This window comes from Sphingopyxis sp. (genome assembly GCF_035686825.1).
GTDB lineage: Bacteria > Pseudomonadota > Alphaproteobacteria > Sphingomonadales > Sphingomonadaceae > Sphingopyxis.
This window is the reverse complement of the sequence record NZ_DASRYZ010000007.1, coordinates 151,868-167,880: the sequence shown is the minus strand read 5'-3', so window position 1 is coordinate 167,880 and position 16,013 is coordinate 151,868. Positions and strand designations below refer to the sequence as shown.

Below are 16,013 nucleotides of genomic sequence, written 5' to 3'. Positions count from 1 at the left end.
TTCGTCTCCCCTGCCCCTTAGCGGGCGGGTTCGACCCGCACCGTCCGGCTGGCGCGCTTGCCGTCGGCCGAGCGGCTGCGCAGGTCCACCGCGCCGCCGACCGCGACGGGCCCAGTATAGCGCGTCCACGCGCCGCCCTCGACCCGATATTCGATCGCGGTGCCGGGGAACATGCTGTTCGCCTCGAGCTTGCCATTCGCGATCCGCGCACCCGGCGGCGCGACGCGATAGGCGACGCCGATCTTTTCGAGCATCGGCCACTGCGCCGCGACGCGCCCGGCGAAATCCTGCCAGCCCGCCTTGAGCTTCGCGGCGTCGACGCGGCTGTCGCCCCATTCGTAGCTGGTGCCCGCCTGATAGGGCGGGGTCCAGGGCGCGGGCGCCCAGGCGCGCTCGGCGAGCGCGAGCAGGCGCGGGAAGAGCATATAATCGACCTGCGCGTCGGTGCGGATCGTCTCGCTCCACAGTTGCGCCTGCAATCCCGCGACGCGGTGCCCGGGCTCGAGGACCGGCTTGTCCTCGATCGGCTTGCCCTCGGCATGGATGTTGCGGATCGTCGCGGCGTTGGCGGGCAGGTTGTCGGGCATGAAGCCATAGACCTGATATGGATCGACCCCGCGCGAGGCCCAGTCGTAGCCTCCTTCGTCTGGATGCGGCGCATAGGGCATGTCGAAATAGCCGAGGTCGGGGATCGAGAGCACCGTATCCCAGCCGCGGTTCATCTGGTCGTGCGCCTCGCGGATCGCGCCGGTGTGGAGCACGCCCCAGATGTTGGTCTGCACCAGATGCGGCTGCTTGGGCATGGCCGCGGTTTCGGTATGCCCCATGCCGTCGCTCCAGCCGCCGGTGCGCAGGCCTTTCGCCGCGAGGCTCGCGGTCACGCGCTCTATGAAGCGCGGGGTGAGTTTGCCGGCATCGCCGCCATTTTCGGCGATCATCGCCTTGCACGCGGGCGATTTGACCCACGCGCCCGCGGTCTCGTCGGCGCCGAGGTGGAAGGTCTTGAGCGGCACGCCCGCTTGGCTGTGCATCGCGGCGAGCGCATCGACGACGGTATCGACGAAGCGATAGGTCGCGGGAATGCAGACGTTGAGCGTATTGTCGTCGTAATTCTGGATGCTGCGATATTCGGTCGTGTCGGCGGGGTCGATGAGGCGATATTCGTCGGCCTCGGCCTGTTTGCCCGCCGCGGTCAGACGCGCGTGGCGCACCTCCATCGCCTTGATCGCGGCGCGGCTGTGGCCGGGCATGTCGATCGACGGGATGACTTCGATCTGCCGCACCGCCGCGGCCTCGACGATCGCGACATAGTCGGCGGCCGAAAGATAGCCGTTGACGCCGCCCATGCCGTCGGGCCCGGCGCCGAGTTGCGGCAGGATGCACGTCCGCTCGGACGGATCGTGGCAGCGCTTCGAGCCGATTTCGGCGAGTTCGGGAAGCGCCGGGATTTCGATGCGCCAGCCCTCGTCGTCGGCGAGATGGAGGTGGAGCTTGTTGAGCTTGTAGGTCGCCATCGCCTCGACGAGCTTCAATATCTCCTCGCGACCGTGGAAATTGCGCCCGAGGTCGATGTGGAGACCGCGGAAACCATATTCGGGGGCGTCCTCGACGTGCAGCGGTGTGAGCTTGCCCTTTTCGAACGCCGCCTGCTGCGCGAGCGAGCGCAGGGCATGGCTCGCGCCCGCGGCGTCGTGCGCGGTGATCGCAATGCCCGATGCCCTGGCGTCGAGGATATAGGATTCGGGCTTCGCGGCGGCGGCGCGATCGATGTGGATCGTCAGCGGCAACGCGCCTTCCTTGGCGCCGAGCGCCGCGAGCGCGGGTGCGATCGCGCCACGCTCGACGCCGCTCAATGTCAGCGCGACGCCGCGGCCGAGGTCGACCGGCTGCCCCTTGCCCTGCACCGCCTTTGCGGGCTTGGGCAGGATCACGACGCCGGTGGCTTCGGGCGCGAGCCGGCCCGCCTGCAGGTCGAAGGCGCGCTCGGCGGTGAGCCAGCGCGTCTTATCGGCCTCGCTCTTGGTCGCAAGCTTCGCCTCGTCGGTCATCGGCGCGACGAAGGGCAAGGTTTCGAGCCCGGTGTCGGGATCGATCACCGCGCGCGTCGCGGCGATCGTGCGCGGTTCGAGCCCGTCGGCGACGAGATAGGCATTGGGCATGCCGAACGCCTTCGAGAAATTCGAGCCGACGCCCCACAGCTTGATCTCGTGACGCGCGCCGGGCCGCAGCGTCGCGCCGGGCTTCAGCGTCAATTGCTGGACGTCGCCGTTGATCAGCCGGTGCGCGAAGATGTCGCTTTCGACGAGCGGCAGCCGGTTGACGAAGCTGAAATAGAGCGCGAGCCCCTTGGTCGGCATGTCGGCGGGCAGCGTTTCGGGCACGGTCAGGGTGATCGTCGTGAGGAAACAGCCTTCGATCCCCGCCGGGCATGTCGGGCCATTGTCGACCATCGTGAGGCGGTAGCCGAGTGTGTCGGCGAGGCGGTCGAGCGATGCTTGCGACCCCGCCTCGGCCGCCAGCGTCTGCGGCGCGGCGAGCACCGCCATTGCCATCGTGATCCACCCCGCAGCCCGCATCAATTTTCTCCCGCTCGACAATTTGTATCTAATTTGTCATGTAGTCGCGGACGGGTCAACGCCTTTCGGATCGGGCGGAATTCAAGGGGAAACTGATAAAATGGCAAATATTCGCGCTTTTCGCCTCATCGCGTCGATTCTGATTGGTTTTACATTAGTATTGTCGCTGCCCGCCCGAGCCGACGAGCGGCGTCCCGTTGTGGTCGGCTATCTTGCGGCGTTCAAGGGGCTCGACCTGTCGATCGCGCGCACCGATCTTTCGGCCTTCACGCATTACAACCTGTCCTTCGCCAACCCCGACGCCGACGGGCGCTTCGTCGAAGCGGGACGGATGACGTGCATGGAGGACGAGACGGGCGCGAATATGTCGGTCGCGGCCTTGCGGGGGACGGTCGCGCGGCTGCAGGCGAGCGGGGCGAAGGTGCTGATCTCGACCGCGGGCGGCGTGATCCCCGGCTGTTCGGGCGACTGGAAGGCGCTGCTGACGCCCGAGCGGCGCGCGGCGACGGTCGCGGCGCTGGTCGAGCTTGCCGATACGCTGGGACTCGACGGGATCGATATCGACATCGAGGGGGCGCTGCTCACCGAAATCGACCGCGCGGGCGACTATATGCCCTTCATCGCGGCGCTGTCCGAAGCGATGAAGACGCGCGGCAAGCTGCTGACCTGCGCCACCGCTTCCTATGAAGGCGGGATGATCCCGGTGAGTTCGATCCCCTATTTCGATCTGGTCAACGTCATGTCCTATGACGCGATCGGGCCGAGTTGGGGCGAAGCGGGCGCCGAGCACAGCAGCTATGCGATGGCGGCGCGCGATCTCGACCTGTGGCTTGCGCGCGGCGTCGCGCGCGAGCGACTCGTCCTCGGCGTGCCCTTTTACGGTTATGGGTTCGGCGGCGCGAAGGCGAATTGGTCCTATCGCGAGATTGCCGACGCACATGGCATAAATGCGACCAAAGCCGATGTGATCGGCGATCGGTGCGCGGGCTGCCGTTATATCACCCACAACAGCCCCGCGACGATCGAAAAGAAGGCGCGGCTGGCGGCCGAAAAGGCGGGCGGCATAATGGTGTGGGAATTGTCGCAGGACACCCCCGACCACGCGCTGACGGAGGCGATCAAACGTGGGCTTTCGCGCGAATAAGTCGCAACAAGGTTGACGGAACGATACCAATGCAACACATGGGAATCCGGCGCTGGTCCTATCCGACCGGCGCGCCGGGCAACCAGGTGGAGCATCGTCCTTGTCACTGATCGAACGCGTGGGTCCGCTCCAGAAGGACGATCCGACACCGCTTTACCTGCAGTTGCAGAAAATCCTGCGCGACGCGATCGAGGGACAGGTCGTGAAGGCCGAGGAAGCGATCCCAACCGAGCGCGACCTGGCCGAAGAATTCGACGTGTCGCGCATCACGGTGCGCAAGGCGATCGACGGGCTGGTCGCCGACGGCATCGTCACGCGGCGGCGCGGCGCGGGCACTTTCGTCACGCGGCCGCGCGTCGAGAAGAGCTTTTCGAAACTCACCTCCTTTTCGGAGGATATGATCTCGCGCGGGCGCAAGCCGCACAGCAGATGGGTGAGCAAGACCGCGGGCGCGGTGACCCCCGAAGAGGCGCTGTCGCTTGGCCTGTCGCCGGGATCGCTCGTCTATCGTTTTCACCGCATCCGCTATGCCGACGACACGTCGATGGCGCTCGAGATCGCGACGATCCCCGCCTATTGCCTCCCGTCGGTCGAGGCGGTGGGCGCGTCGCTCTATGAAGCACTGGAGGCGGCGGGGCACCTGCCCGTCCGCGCGCTGCAGCGGCTCCGCGCGATCGCGGCGACGGCCGAACAGGCCGAGATGCTGGAGATCGAGCCCGGCACGCCGGGACTGTTCATCGAGCGGCGGGGGTTTCTGTCCGACGGGCGCACCGCGGAGTTTACGCAGAGCTTCTATCGCGGTGATGCCTATGATGTGGTGGCGGAGCTGAACGGCTGAAGCCGAACGACGCGAAATGAATTGCCGTGTCCCCGCGAAGGCGGGGATCCATCTCCGGTCGGCGCAAGATAGCGCGATCAGGTGATGGGCTCCCGCCTTCGCGGGAGCACGGCGGTAATTAGTTCAACCCTCGCAGAAATTCCCCATGCGGCGGCAGTTCGGCGAGTTGTTCGGCGACGCGGCCGCGCAATGTCGCAAGACGCGCGGCGAGTTCGGCGTCGGACAGGCTGTCGGCGATCGGGTGCCAGCTTTGCGGGCGAACCCCCTGCCCCGTCAGCACCGCATACCAGTTGGTCGGGCCGAAGAGGTCGCCGGGTTCGAAGAGGATATTGCCGGTAGTGCGGAACGCCTCGATCCGTTCGGAGAGGCTGTCGGGCATTCCCGCCGCGGCGACATCGCGCCAGAACGGCGTATCGTCGCGGTTCGCGAGCGCATAATGCGCGATCACGAAATCGCGGATCACCTGATATTCGCGGAGCGCGTCGCGGTTGAAGCGTGCGACGACGTTCGGGTCGATCGCATCGCGCGGCAGCAGCGCGAGCAGGCGGACGATCGTCGTCTGGATCAAATGGATCGAGGTCGATTCGAGCGGTTCGAGGAAGCCGCCCGCGAGCCCGATCGCGATGCAGTTGCGGTTCCAGATCGCCTTGCGATGCCCCGCGACGAAACGCAGCCGGTTGGCATCGGCGAGCGGTGCGCCCGGCAGGCGCGAGCGCAGCAACGTCTCGGCCTCGTCATGGTCCAGATGCGCGCTCGAATAGACATGGCCGTTGCCGGTGCGGTGCTGGAGCGGGATGCGCCATTGCCAGCCCACCTCGCGCGCGGTTGCGCGCGTGAACGGGGCGGGATCGCCCACATTTTCGCAGGGCATCGCGACCGCGCTGTCGCACGGGAGCCAATGGCTCCACTCGGAATAGCCGGTGTGGAGCGCGCCCTCGATGAGCAGGCCGCGAAAGCCCGAGCAGTCGACGAAGAGGTCGCCTTCGATGACGCGTCCGTCGCCGAGTGCGAGCGAAGTGATGAAGCCATCCTCGGGATCGAGGCGGACGTCGGCGACCTTGCCCTCGATGCGGTTCACGCCCTTTTCCTCGGCATAGGTTCGCAGGAAGCGCGCATAGGCGGCGGCGTCGAAATGGACCGCATGATGCACCGGGCCGTGGCGCGTCGCGGGAGCGAAGGCGCCTTCGCGCGCGGCCATCGTTTCGAGATTATAGGGACCGTGATCGGCGTCGCCGCCCGCCGCGAGATGGCGCAGCCAGAAATGGTGGAAATGGATGCCCGACATTTCGATGCCGAGATAGCCGAAAGGATGGAAATAGCGGTGGTCCGCCCCGCCCCAGCCCTCGAATTCGATGCCGAGCTTGATCGTGCCGTGCGTCGCGCGGAGGAACTCGGCCGGATCGAGGCGGAGGTAGCGGTTGAAATCGTGGATCGGCGGCACCGTCGCTTCGCCGACGCCGACGGTGCCGATCGCGTCGGATTCGACGAGGGTGATGCCGTGCGGCTGCCCCGACAGCGCGCGGCCGAGCGCCGCGGCGGTCATCCAGCCCGCGGTGCCGCCGCCGACGATGACGATGCGCCGGACGGGGCGCGCCCGCGCGCTCATCCGCGTATCCGCCGCAACGCGTCGGCGTGGCTTTCCATCGCGTGGACGTCGCTCGCGACGGCGCGGAGCTGGCGCTGGAATTCGGCCATCAGCGCCTGATCTTCGACGAGCAGCGCCTGCGGATCGAAGCTGCGTGGGGTCACGCCATGCCCCGCCATGACGAGCGCCCAGCTGTCCTCGACATGCGCCTCGTGATTATAATGCGCGAACATGCCGCGCGCGGCGAACAGGTCGATCTTGGCGGCGAGTTCGGCCGAGACCGGCGCGGCGCGCGCGGCGTCCCAATAGGATTCGCCGGTGCGGGCGTTGAGGCGGAAATGCTGCGCGGTGAAGTCGGCGACGCGCGCGCGGGTGCCGGCGAGTTCCTCGTTGTAAATGGCGGCTTCGGGCATCGCAGCGCGGTCGATCGGCCAGAGCAGCACGAGCTGCGCGATGCCAAGCTGGAGCAGGAGCAGTTCGGCGCCGTCGAGCGGCGGGGCGGCGCCCGCCGCAGGGCCGACCGCGACGACATTACCGATCCACGGGCGCGGGCGCGCGGCCGCCCCGAACGCGGCGGGCGGCGCGGTGTCGGCGGGGCGCCCAAGCGCCGCCGCGAGAGCGGCGGGAGCGCCGGCGTCGGCCAAGGATGCGCTGTCGTAGGCGAACTCGATCGCGGTGCGGTTCGCGAGCGGGATCATCGCCAGCCATCCCGCCGGGTGCGCGGCGACGCGACTGTAGAGCGGTAGCGGGTCGAAGGCGGGCGCCGACGCGGTGATGATGCGGTCGCAGAAGCCGGCGCGCGCTTCCGCGCCGCCGTCGACTGCGGCGATCAGCGCGGCGTCGGTGTCGATGAACAGGTCGGCGCCGAGTTGCTCGCCGTCCGCGAGGTCGATGCGGTCGAGGCCTGCGCCCCCTCGGTGCGGAACGGCGCCCGCGCCGGGGACGATGCGAATATCGGCCTGCTCGCACGCGGCGCGGAGCAGCTTCGCGTAGCCCGCCGCGTCGAGGTGCCAGCCCGCCTTGACCGCCTGCCGCGTCGCCGGCTCGCGCGGCGCGCCGGTGCGGCCCTGCTTGGCGGCGGCGGCGGCGAGGCAGAAATCCTCGAGCGCGACGCGCAGCCCCGCGGCGCGCGCGCGCGTCCAGTGCTGGACGAAGGGCAGCGAGGCGAAGGCGCTGCCCGCGTCGCCATAGGCATGCAGGAAAGCCGCGTCGCCGCCCGACCAGCCGGCGAATTGCTGGCCCATGTTGATCGTCGCGGCGGCGTGGCGGAGCAGCGCGGCTTCGTCGATGCCGAGCAGGCGGTGGAAGGTCGCGAGGTCGGGCGGCGCGATCAGCGCGGCGTGCGGTGCGGGCGCTTCGCCGGTATCGACCCAGACGACGTCGGTGCCGAGCCGCGAATAGGCGCGGCTGACCGCGAGCGCCGCCATCGCCGCCGCGACGCCGCCGCCATGGACGATCACTTGCTGCACCGGACCGGTCATGGCGCGGGCGCCGGGCAATAGCGCGCGATGAAGTCGGCGTGCGAGGGCGCGGTCGCCGCGGCGTCGGCGATCGTCGCGGCGAGGTTCGCGAGGCGCTCGTCGACCGTCGCGGCGGGCAGCACGTCGGCGAGGCGGTCGGCGGCGCGCGGTTCGATCCCCTGCCCGACGAACACCGCCTGCCAGCTCGGCGGCCCGAACAGCCCGTCGCGATAGGCCTGAACATGGCCGCGGTGGCGGAAACGGTCGATCTTGTCTGCGAGCGTGTCGGGGAGGTCCATGGCCGTCACGCGCTCCCATAGCGGCGCGTCGGGCTCGTTCGCGATATAGTGGAGGATCAGGAAGTCGCGGATGCGGTCATATTCGATGTCCATCACGCGGTTGAGTTCGCACGGAAGCGCCGGGTCGATCGCGGGGCCCGACGGCAGCAGCGTCAGCATGTGCATGATCGCCATCTGGACGAGATAGATGCTGGTCGATTCGAGCGGCTCGAGAAAGCCGCTCGCCAGCCCCATCGCGACGCAATTATGCGCCCAGGCCTTCTCGCGCTTGCACGCCTTGAAACGCAGCACGCGCGGTTCGGCCATCGCCTCGCCGTCGAGATTGGCGAGCAGGGTCGCCGCCGCCTCATCGTCCGAAATGTCGGCGCTCGAATAGACATAGCCGTTGCCGGTGCGGTGCTGGAGCGGGATGCGCCATTGCCAGCCCGCCGTGCGCCGCGTCGATCGCGTATAGGGATGAAAGTCCGCCGAGCGCGCCGACGGCACCGCCGCCGCGCTGTCGCACGGCAGCCAGTGCGACCAGTCCTCGATCCCGACCCCCAGCGTCTGCGCCATCAGCAGCCCGCGAAAGCCCGAGCAGTCGACGAACAGGTCGCCGGCGATGCGCGCGCCCGACGCCAGCTTCACCGCGGCGATGTCGCCGCTTTCGCTATGCTGCTCGACCTCGACGATCCGCCCTTCGACGCGCTCGATCCCGCGCGCTTCGGCCCAGCCGCGCAGGTAACGCGCGTAGAGGAAGGCATCGAGGTGATAGGCATAGGCGAAGGCATTGCGCACGTCGTTCGCGTCGCCGCTCGGCAGCATGAAGCGGTTTTGCAGCGCGGCGACGATCGGGAAGCAATAGTCGGAGAGCGGCGCCGCGGTGCCGGCAAGGTGCGCGCGGATCCAGTAGCTGAAGAAATCGGCCTCGCCGATCGGGCGGCCGAAGGTGCCGAAGGGGTGGACGTAGCGGTCGCCCTCGCGCCCCCAGTTCACGAACTCGATGCCGAGCTTGAAGGTCGCCTGCGTCGCCTGCATGAATTCGGCTTCGTCGAGCCCGAGGAAGTCGTTGAAATCCTTCATCTGGGGCAGCGTCGCTTCGCCGACGCCGACGGTCCCGATCTCCTCGGATTCGACGAGGCGGACGCGGAAGCGCGCGGGGTCGAGCTTGGCGGCGCAGGCCGCGGCGCACATCCACCCCGCGGTCCCGCCGCCGACGATAACGAGTTCGAACCTATCCCCCATGGCGGCCTAGCTTAACGCGGAAGAAAGTGGGCGCCAGCCCCAATGGACCGACGCCCCTTCCCCCTTTTAGAAGTTGAGCCGCACGCCGAGCTGGTAGCGCCGGTCGTTCTTGAACCAGGCGTTGGGCTTGAGCGTTCCGTCGCCGTCGACCTGCTGCATCAGCACGGTGTCGGTGCCGAGCAGGTTGGTGCCCTCCAGCACGAACTCGATATTCGCGGTCGCACGGAGGCGGAGCGAGGCGTCGAGATAGCCCGTGCTCTTTTGCCAGATCGGGAAACCGACGCAGCAGTCGATCGCGGTCACCAGATATTTGGAGCGCCAGTTGTATGCGACGCGCGCCGACACCGGGCCCTTTTCATACATGCCGACGAGGTTGTAGCTGTGCTTCGAAATGCCTTCGAGCGCATTGGCCTTTACCGTGCTATCCTCATAGGTAAGGCCGCCGCCCGCCGTTCCACCCGCGGTCTCGTTGGTCAAATTGACCGTCTCGATCCCGTCGTTCTTCACATAGGTGTAGTTCGCCTGCACCCCGAAGCCGTCGAACGGCGCCGGCAGGAAGTCGAAGAAGGTCTGGAAGGCGAATTCGGCGCCATAGATGCTCGCGCCGTCGCCGTTGACCGGCCGGTTGACGCGGACGTCCTCGGTCACCCCGTTGTTCGTCACTTCGAGGTTGAATTGGCCCGCCTGGATATAATCGTAGAATTTTTTGTAGAAGCCTGTCGCGGTGAACGAGCTCGACCGGCCGAAATAATATTCGAGCGTCAGGTCGAACTGGTCGGCCGTCATCGGTTTGAGGCTGGGGTTGCCCGATTGGCCGGTATATTGCCAATCATAGGCGATCGCATTGCCATCCGCGTCGCGCGTCACATTCTCGTCCGAAAAATCGTTCAGGTTCGGCGTCAGCCGGTTCACCGTCAGGAAATTGCGGAGCAGGCCGAAATCGGGGCGCGACATCGCCCGCGAATAGGCAAATCGCGATACCAGCCTGTCGGTCAAGTCGAACTTGATGTTGAAGCTGGGCAGCGCGTGGAAATGATTGACCTTGGTCGTGTCGGCAACGGTCGCGCCGTTGCTGAAATCAATCTCCTGCTGCGTGACGACGCAGCCCGATGATGCCGTCGGGCGCGGCGGCGGGCCCGGATCGGTCCCCCGCTCGCAAAGAAGCCCTGTCGGCGTGAAGGGAACGGGCAAGGTGGTCGCGCCCACCGTATCGTCGCGCGTCCAGACAAGGCGGACGCCGATGTTGCCCGAGATCGGCACGCCGCCGATGGCGAGGCTGTCGCCGCCGAACTTCGCCATCGCATAGGTGGCGATGGTGCGTTCGCTGACGCGGTGGACTTCGCTCGGGAAATAGCAGCCGAAGGCCTTTTCGATCGTCTCCGCGCCGCGATACCCCTCGCCCGAACAGACGGGATAATAATCGCCGACGCCGATCGACGGCCGTCCGAGCGCCGCCGCCAGCTGTTCGCGATTCGACAACATGTCCATGTTGAAGAAGGCGAAGCTGTTGTGATTGATCTGGTTGCCGGCGAAGAAATCGCCGCCGAAGGTGTGGAGCCCGTTGGTGCCCGGCGCATAGGCGGGGCTGTCGATGTTGAAATAGGGCGCCTGCGTGAAGGTCCAAGTGTTCGAGATATTCGCCCAGTTATAGGCGCCCCAGCGCACCGTCTGATCGCGGTCGGCGTAGCGCGCGCCGACCTTGATCGCGTCGAGCCAGCCCGAATCGACATCATATTCGACGTCGGCGCGGAAGGCGACCTCCTCGCCGTCGCTGTCCTCGGTGTGATCGGTGACCGCGTAGTAGAAATAATTGTTCGGGTTGTTCAGCCCGCCGCTCGACAGATTGATGTTCTCGGCCTGGTTGGGCAGGAATTCGAGGCGCGGATATTTGCCCGTCAGGTCGACAAAGGTGTCGGCGAAGGTCCGCGCGGTGACCGATGCGTTGTAGTTTTGGACGCTGGCGTCGACATATTGGCCGTCGAGCGTGACACGCAGGCGGTCCGAAACATCCCAGCGGAAATTGAGGCCGAAATCCTGTGTGATCTGCTTGTTCTTGAGCGCGTTCGCCGCGGTGTCGACCTGCGGCGCGCGCTGTTGCGGGACGCAGCCTTCCCAGCCGTAGCAGCGATTGAAGAAGGCCTCGCCATCCTCGTTGACGCCCAGCCCGAGATTGGCGTCGCCTTCGCCGACATAGGGGCGCGGCGCCGACCACCAGCCGCTGAGGAAATTGCCGTCGTCGTCGAACTGGAACGGCGCGGTGCCGGTGAGCGGGTTCACGAGCGTCGGATCGGTGACCTGATAGTCGCTCGGCTGGCCGTAGATGCTGAACGCGCTCGAATAGATCGCATGCTCGCGCCAGCTGTTGTTATATTGCGAGCGCAGATACTGGCCGGTCAGTTCCATGTCGCCGTCGTTCGAGCGCCACTGGAAGGCGGCCGAGACGCCGTAGCGTTTGCGGTCATATTCATTGTCGCGCATGTAGATGCCGCTCGGGATATATTGTTTCCCGGGGCCGAACACGCCGTCGAAGATCGCCATACGATCGAACTGTATGCCCTGGCTCGCGGTGATCGCGTGCGAATAGGCACCGCTCAGCATCAGGCCGATCTCGCCGATTCCCGTCTGCCAGCGATCCGAAATGATACCCGAGATTTCGGGCGTCGATTTCTCGGCGATGTCGCCATAGGTGTTCTTGATCGAAATCGAGATGAGCCGCCCGTCCTGATCGAACGGCACGCGCGTGCGCAGGTTTACCGTGCCCGCGATGCCGCCCTCGATCAGATCGGCGGTCTGGTTCTTGTAGGTATCGATGCCGCCGAGAAGCTCGGGCGAGATGTCCTGCCAGCTGAGGCCGCGCGAGCTGTTCGCGCTGAAGGTGTCGCGGCCGTTGAATTCGGAACGCACCTGGTTGAGGCCGCGGATGACGACGCCCGAGGGCTCGGCCGAGAAGTGCGAGGTGTCGTCGGTGCCCGCAAAGCGGATGACGGTGATGCCGGGGACGCGCTGCAGCGCTTCGGCGACCGATTTGTCGGGGAAGGAGCCGATATCCTCCGCGGTGATCGAATCAACGACAGTGTCGGCGTTGCGCTTGCGGTTCTGCGCCGATTCGAGGTTGGCGCGGATGCCGGTGACGACGATGTCATCGGGTTTTTCCTCGTCCGCCGATACCGGCACGGTGCTTTCCTGCGCCGCGGCGGGAAGGATCATCGCGCTCGCCAGTGCCGCCCCGCAAATCCCCTGGAGCAGGCTGTGGCGAATCCGATAAGTCTTGGCAGGCCCCTTGATCATTTTATTTTTCCCCCATCCAATCCGGTCCAGATTGCCTTCCCACAATCTCTATAAGACCAATTGCGTCCTTGGACTATTACCAATAGACTACAAATCCAACGCGCTGTCCATTGCAAATTTATGGCAGCGCCAAGATACCGCCCGAGGGGGCGCTGGCGACCGGGGGAGAAAAGCCATGCGATTGATTTCACTCGACGTGCTGCGGGGGCTGACCGTCGCCGGGATGATATTGGTGAATTCGGCCGCGGCGATGAAATATGGCGCCGAAGCCGATGTCGCGCCGATCCTGCTCCATGTGAGTTGGGACGGGCTTACCCTCGCCGACCTGGTTTTTCCCGGCTTTCTGACGATGGTCGGCATCGCCATCCCATTTTCTATGCGCGACGCGACGTTCGATTCGGCGCAGCGCCGGCATATCCTCGGCCGCACCGGCCGCCTGCTGCTGCTCGGTTTCATCCTCAGCAATCTTTACTGGTTCACCAGCTTCGCGTCGGGCGACTGGCGGCTGTTCGGGGTGCTCCAGCGAATCGGGTTGGTCTATTGCGCGTGCGCGCTGCTGTTCCTGCTGGCGGGACCCCGCGCGCGGCTGATCATCGCGGCGGCGATCCTCGCGCTTTACTGGCCGCTCGCGCTGCTGCCGTCGCTCGACGGTCTCGCGACCGACATCTGGGCGCGCGGGCATAATTTCGTCGCGTCGGTCGACCGGCTGCTGCTCGGCAGTCACCTCTATGTGAAAGGCCCCGAAGGCTATGATCCCGAGGGGATATTGGGCACCCTCCCCGCAATCGCCCAAGGGTTGATCGGCGTCGCGATCGGCGAGATGCTGATCCGCCGCCAAGGTCCCGCGGCGCGGCGGCTCGCGATGATCGGCGCCGCGATGCTGGTGGTCGGCGGCGCCTGGAGCCTCGCCTTCCCGATCGTGAAGGATATCTGGTCGAGCAGCTTCGTGCTCGTCACCAGCGGCATCACCGTCCTCGCGCTCGCGCTGCTGCATCACTGGCTCGACCGCAAAGGCCGCAAGCCCGGGGTTGCCGCGACCGCGATGCTGGCGTTCGGCGCCAATGCGATCGCGGCCTATACGCTGCATCAGGTGACTGCGGGCGTCGTCACATGGGACCTGCTGCTCCTGCCCTTCCGCGCGCTGCGCGAAACGCTGGGCGATCCGGTCGCGTCGCTCATCCCCATCCTTCTCTATATGCTGCTGATCTGGGGCGCGATGGAATGGCTGCGCCGCAAGGGATGGATCATTAAAATCTGATCGCCCAAACATACCTCTTGATGAGACCTATATAACCTATATAATACCAATGATCGGATGGCGTCACGTCGCCCGATCCGGAGAGTGATGGACGATGCCGAACGCCGCAACAGACGGACGAATGACGTTGATGGAGCAGGAAGCCGGGGAGGCAGCGGCCGCCGTCGCCGCGATGCTGACCGCGAATCGCGACGCCTTCGCCGCCATCGGGCGGCGCCTGCGCGCCTCGCCCCCCGCCGCGGTGGTGACCTGCGCGCGCGGGTCGTCGGACCATGCCGCGACCTATGCCAAATATCTGATCGAGACGATGACGGGGACGCCGACCGCGTCGGCCGCGCTGTCGATCGCGTCGCTCTATGACGCGCCCGCGGTCGCGGGAAACCGCCTGTGCCTTGCGGTGTCGCAGTCGGGCAAGAGCCCCGACCTGCTGGCGGCGGTCGAGCAGCAGCGCGACGCCGGCGCCTTCGTCGTCGCGCTCGTCAATGCCGGGGCGACGCCGCTCGCGGGCCTGGCTGATGTGGTGATCCCGCTCTCCGCCGGGGTCGAACGATCGGTCGCCGCGACCAAATCCTATATCGCTTCGCTCGCCGCCATCGCCGCGCTCGTCGCCGCCTGGGCCGAGGATGAGGTGCTCGACGCGGCGCTGACCGCCCTGCCCGGCCAGCTCGAGCAGGCTTTCGCGCTAGACTGGTCGCCGGCGGTCGCGGCCTTTCGGGGCGCGACCAACCTGTTCGTGCTCGGCCGCGGTTACGGCCTCGGCGTCGCGCAGGAGGCCGCGCTCAAGTTCAAGGAAACCTCGGCGCTGCATGCCGAAAGCTTCAGCGCCGCCGAAGTGCGCCACGGCCCGATGGCGATCGTCGGCGACGCCTTTCACGTGCTGGCGTTCGGCGGCACCGACCTGGCGGCCGCCAGCGTGCGCGACGCGGCGGCCGAGTTCCGCGGACGCGGCGCGACGGTGCTGCTTGCCGATGGCGACGGCGACCTGCCCGTCCTCGCCGCGCACCCGGCGATCGAACCGGTGCTGATGATCCAGAGCTTTTACCGCATGGCGAGCGCGCTGGCGCTCGCGCGCGGCCAGGACCCCGACTCGCCACCGCATCTCAACAAGGTTACCGAGACTTTATGATCTTTCGTTTCCACAACGGCCGGATCGCGCTGCCGGGCGGCGCCGTCGAGGCGGCGGATCTGACCGTGATCGACGGCGTTCTCGCTGCGGTCTCGGATCCCGGCGATGCGCCCGCCGACCGCGAGGTCGACCTGGAGGGCGGCTGGTTGCTGCCCGGCTTCGTCGATACGCAGGTCAACGGCGGCGGCGGGGTGCTGTTTAACGATCAGGTCGATGTCGCAGCCATCGCGGCGATCGGCGCCGCGCACGCGCGCTTCGGCACCACCGCCTTTCTGCCGACGCTGATCAGCGACACGCCCGCGCAAATCGCTGCGGCGCTCGCCGCGGTCGATGCCGCGATCGAGCAAGGCGTGCCGGGCGTCGTCGGCATCCATATCGAAGGCCCGTTTATCAACGAGGCGAAGCGCGGCATTCACGAAGCGCATCGCATCCGAAGGCTCGATACCGAGATATTGGCGACGCTCACCGCGCCGCATCGCGGGCGCGTGATGCTGACGCTCGCGCCCGAACTGTGCGACGAGGAGGATATTCGCACCCTCGTCCGGCACGGTGTGATCGTCAGCGCGGGGCATAGCGACGCGACCTATGACGAAGCGCAGCGCGCGATCGGCGCGGGGCTGACCGGTTTCACGCACCTGTTCAATGCGATGTCGCCGCTGCACCACCGCAATCCCGGCGCGGTCGGCGCGGCGTTCGATTCGGACAGCTATTGCGGGCTGATCGTCGACGACGTCCATCTGCATCCCGCCGTCGTGCGCCTCGCGGTGCATGCGAAGGGCAAGGACCGCATCATGCTGGTCACCGACGCGATGCCGAGCGTCGGCACCGACGTCAGCGAGTTCACGCTGCAGAGCAAGCGCATCGCGGTGAAGGACGGCGTCTGCATCTTCGAGGACGGCACGCTGGCGGGCACGCATCTCGACATGGCGTCTGCGCTGCGCAAGACAGTCGAGGTCACCGGCCTCTCCGTCCCCGACGTGTCGGCGATGGCGAGCGCGACGCCCGCCGCTTTCCTGTCGCTGGAGGACCGCATTGGCGCGATCGCGCCGGGACAGCGCGCCGACTGGGTATGGCTGGATGCCGGTCTCGACCCGCGCGCGACGTGGATCGGCGGCGGGATTGTTTCGGAATCGACGCGGAGCCTTGCTCAAGCCGTGCAATGATACACAAGCCGCACATAAGCGGCGGAAGTTTTGGGGATCAGAGCGGTTTTCG

10 protein-coding genes are annotated in these 16,013 nt (G+C 66.8%); 5 read left to right on the top strand and 5 right to left on the bottom strand.

What is annotated here, in order from left to right:
• Positions 1-17 precede the first annotated feature (17 nt).
• A complete protein-coding gene (locus VFG17_RS18630; RefSeq protein ID WP_325030873.1) occupies positions 18-2,576 on the bottom strand; it encodes a family 20 glycosylhydrolase in 2,559 nt (852 codons plus the stop codon).
• A 100-nt stretch (positions 2,577-2,676) separates the two neighbouring features.
• Between VFG17_RS18630 and VFG17_RS18625 the strand changes: the two genes are divergently transcribed.
• Together VFG17_RS18625 and VFG17_RS18620 are read left to right on the top strand one after the other, a co-directional pair.
• A complete protein-coding gene (locus VFG17_RS18625) occupies positions 2,677-3,720 on the top strand; it encodes a glycosyl hydrolase family 18 protein (RefSeq protein ID WP_325030872.1) in 1,044 nt (347 codons plus the stop codon).
• 100 nt (positions 3,721-3,820) lie between these two features.
• Entirely contained in the window at positions 3,821-4,558 is a 738-nt protein-coding gene (locus tag VFG17_RS18620; RefSeq protein WP_325030871.1) for a GntR family transcriptional regulator, read from the top strand.
• A 118-nt stretch (positions 4,559-4,676) separates the two neighbouring features.
• Here VFG17_RS18620 and VFG17_RS18615 read toward each other — a convergent pair whose 3' ends face one another.
• The 4 genes from VFG17_RS18615 to VFG17_RS18600 all read right to left on the bottom strand — a co-directional run bounded on the left by VFG17_RS18615 (position 4,677) and on the right by VFG17_RS18600 (position 12,414).
• Positions 4,677-6,164: a tryptophan halogenase family protein gene (locus tag VFG17_RS18615; protein ID WP_325030870.1), complete on the bottom strand. Its 1,488-nt coding sequence runs from the start codon at positions 6,162-6,164 to the stop codon at positions 4,677-4,679.
• Positions 6,161-7,624 (bottom strand): tryptophan 7-halogenase, encoded by a 1,464-nt coding sequence (locus VFG17_RS18610; protein ID WP_325030869.1) that lies wholly within the window; start codon positions 7,622-7,624, stop codon positions 6,161-6,163. The genes VFG17_RS18615 and VFG17_RS18610 overlap by 4 nt, the downstream gene beginning before the upstream one ends.
• Complete coding sequence (locus VFG17_RS18605) at positions 7,621-9,126, bottom strand: tryptophan halogenase family protein (RefSeq protein ID WP_325030868.1); 1,506 nt, start codon at positions 9,124-9,126, stop codon at positions 7,621-7,623. Before VFG17_RS18605 ends, VFG17_RS18610 begins: the two co-directional genes overlap by 4 nt.
• A 66-nt stretch (positions 9,127-9,192) precedes the next feature.
• Positions 9,193-12,414 carry a TonB-dependent receptor gene (locus VFG17_RS18600; RefSeq protein ID WP_325030867.1) on the bottom strand — a complete coding sequence of 1,074 codons (3,222 nt, stop codon included), beginning with the start codon at positions 12,412-12,414 and terminating at the stop codon, positions 9,193-9,195.
• A gap of 175 nt (positions 12,415-12,589) precedes the next feature.
• Between VFG17_RS18600 and VFG17_RS18595 the strand changes: the two genes are divergently transcribed.
• The 3 genes from VFG17_RS18595 to nagA all read left to right on the top strand — a co-directional run bounded on the left by VFG17_RS18595 (position 12,590) and on the right by nagA (position 15,961).
• Complete coding sequence (locus VFG17_RS18595) at positions 12,590-13,672, top strand: acyltransferase family protein (RefSeq protein ID WP_325030866.1); 1,083 nt, start codon at positions 12,590-12,592, stop codon at positions 13,670-13,672.
• A 94-nt stretch (positions 13,673-13,766) separates the two neighbouring features.
• A complete protein-coding gene (locus tag VFG17_RS18590; protein ID WP_325030865.1) occupies positions 13,767-14,798 on the top strand; it encodes an SIS domain-containing protein in 1,032 nt (343 codons plus the stop codon).
• Positions 14,795-15,961, top strand: a complete 1,167-nt coding sequence (gene nagA, locus VFG17_RS18585) for an N-acetylglucosamine-6-phosphate deacetylase (RefSeq protein WP_325030864.1) — start codon at positions 14,795-14,797, stop codon at positions 15,959-15,961. Before VFG17_RS18590 ends, nagA begins: the two co-directional genes overlap by 4 nt.
• The last annotated feature ends 52 nt before the right edge of the window (positions 15,962-16,013 follow it).

Bases quoted from the DNA above. Each gene is read 5' to 3' on its own strand.
- VFG17_RS18630 (WP_325030873.1), bottom strand. From the start codon at position 2,576: ATGCGGGCTGCGGGGTGGATCACGATGGCAATGGCGGTGCTCGCCGCG.
- VFG17_RS18625 (WP_325030872.1), top strand. From the start codon at position 2,677: ATGGCAAATATTCGCGCTTTTCGCCTCATCGCGTCGATTCTGATTGGT.
- VFG17_RS18615 (WP_325030870.1), bottom strand. From the start codon at position 6,164: ATGAGCGCGCGGGCGCGCCCCGTCCGGCGCATCGTCATCGTCGGCGGC.
- VFG17_RS18610 (WP_325030869.1), bottom strand. From the start codon at position 7,624: ATGACCGGTCCGGTGCAGCAAGTGATCGTCCATGGCGGCGGCGTCGCG.
- VFG17_RS18605 (WP_325030868.1), bottom strand. From the start codon at position 9,126: ATGGGGGATAGGTTCGAACTCGTTATCGTCGGCGGCGGGACCGCGGGG.
- VFG17_RS18600 (WP_325030867.1), bottom strand. From the start codon at position 12,414: ATGATCAAGGGGCCTGCCAAGACTTATCGGATTCGCCACAGCCTGCTC.
- VFG17_RS18595 (WP_325030866.1), top strand. From the start codon at position 12,590: ATGCGATTGATTTCACTCGACGTGCTGCGGGGGCTGACCGTCGCCGGG.
- VFG17_RS18590 (WP_325030865.1), top strand. From the start codon at position 13,767: ATGCCGAACGCCGCAACAGACGGACGAATGACGTTGATGGAGCAGGAA.
- nagA (WP_325030864.1), top strand. From the start codon at position 14,795: ATGATCTTTCGTTTCCACAACGGCCGGATCGCGCTGCCGGGCGGCGCC.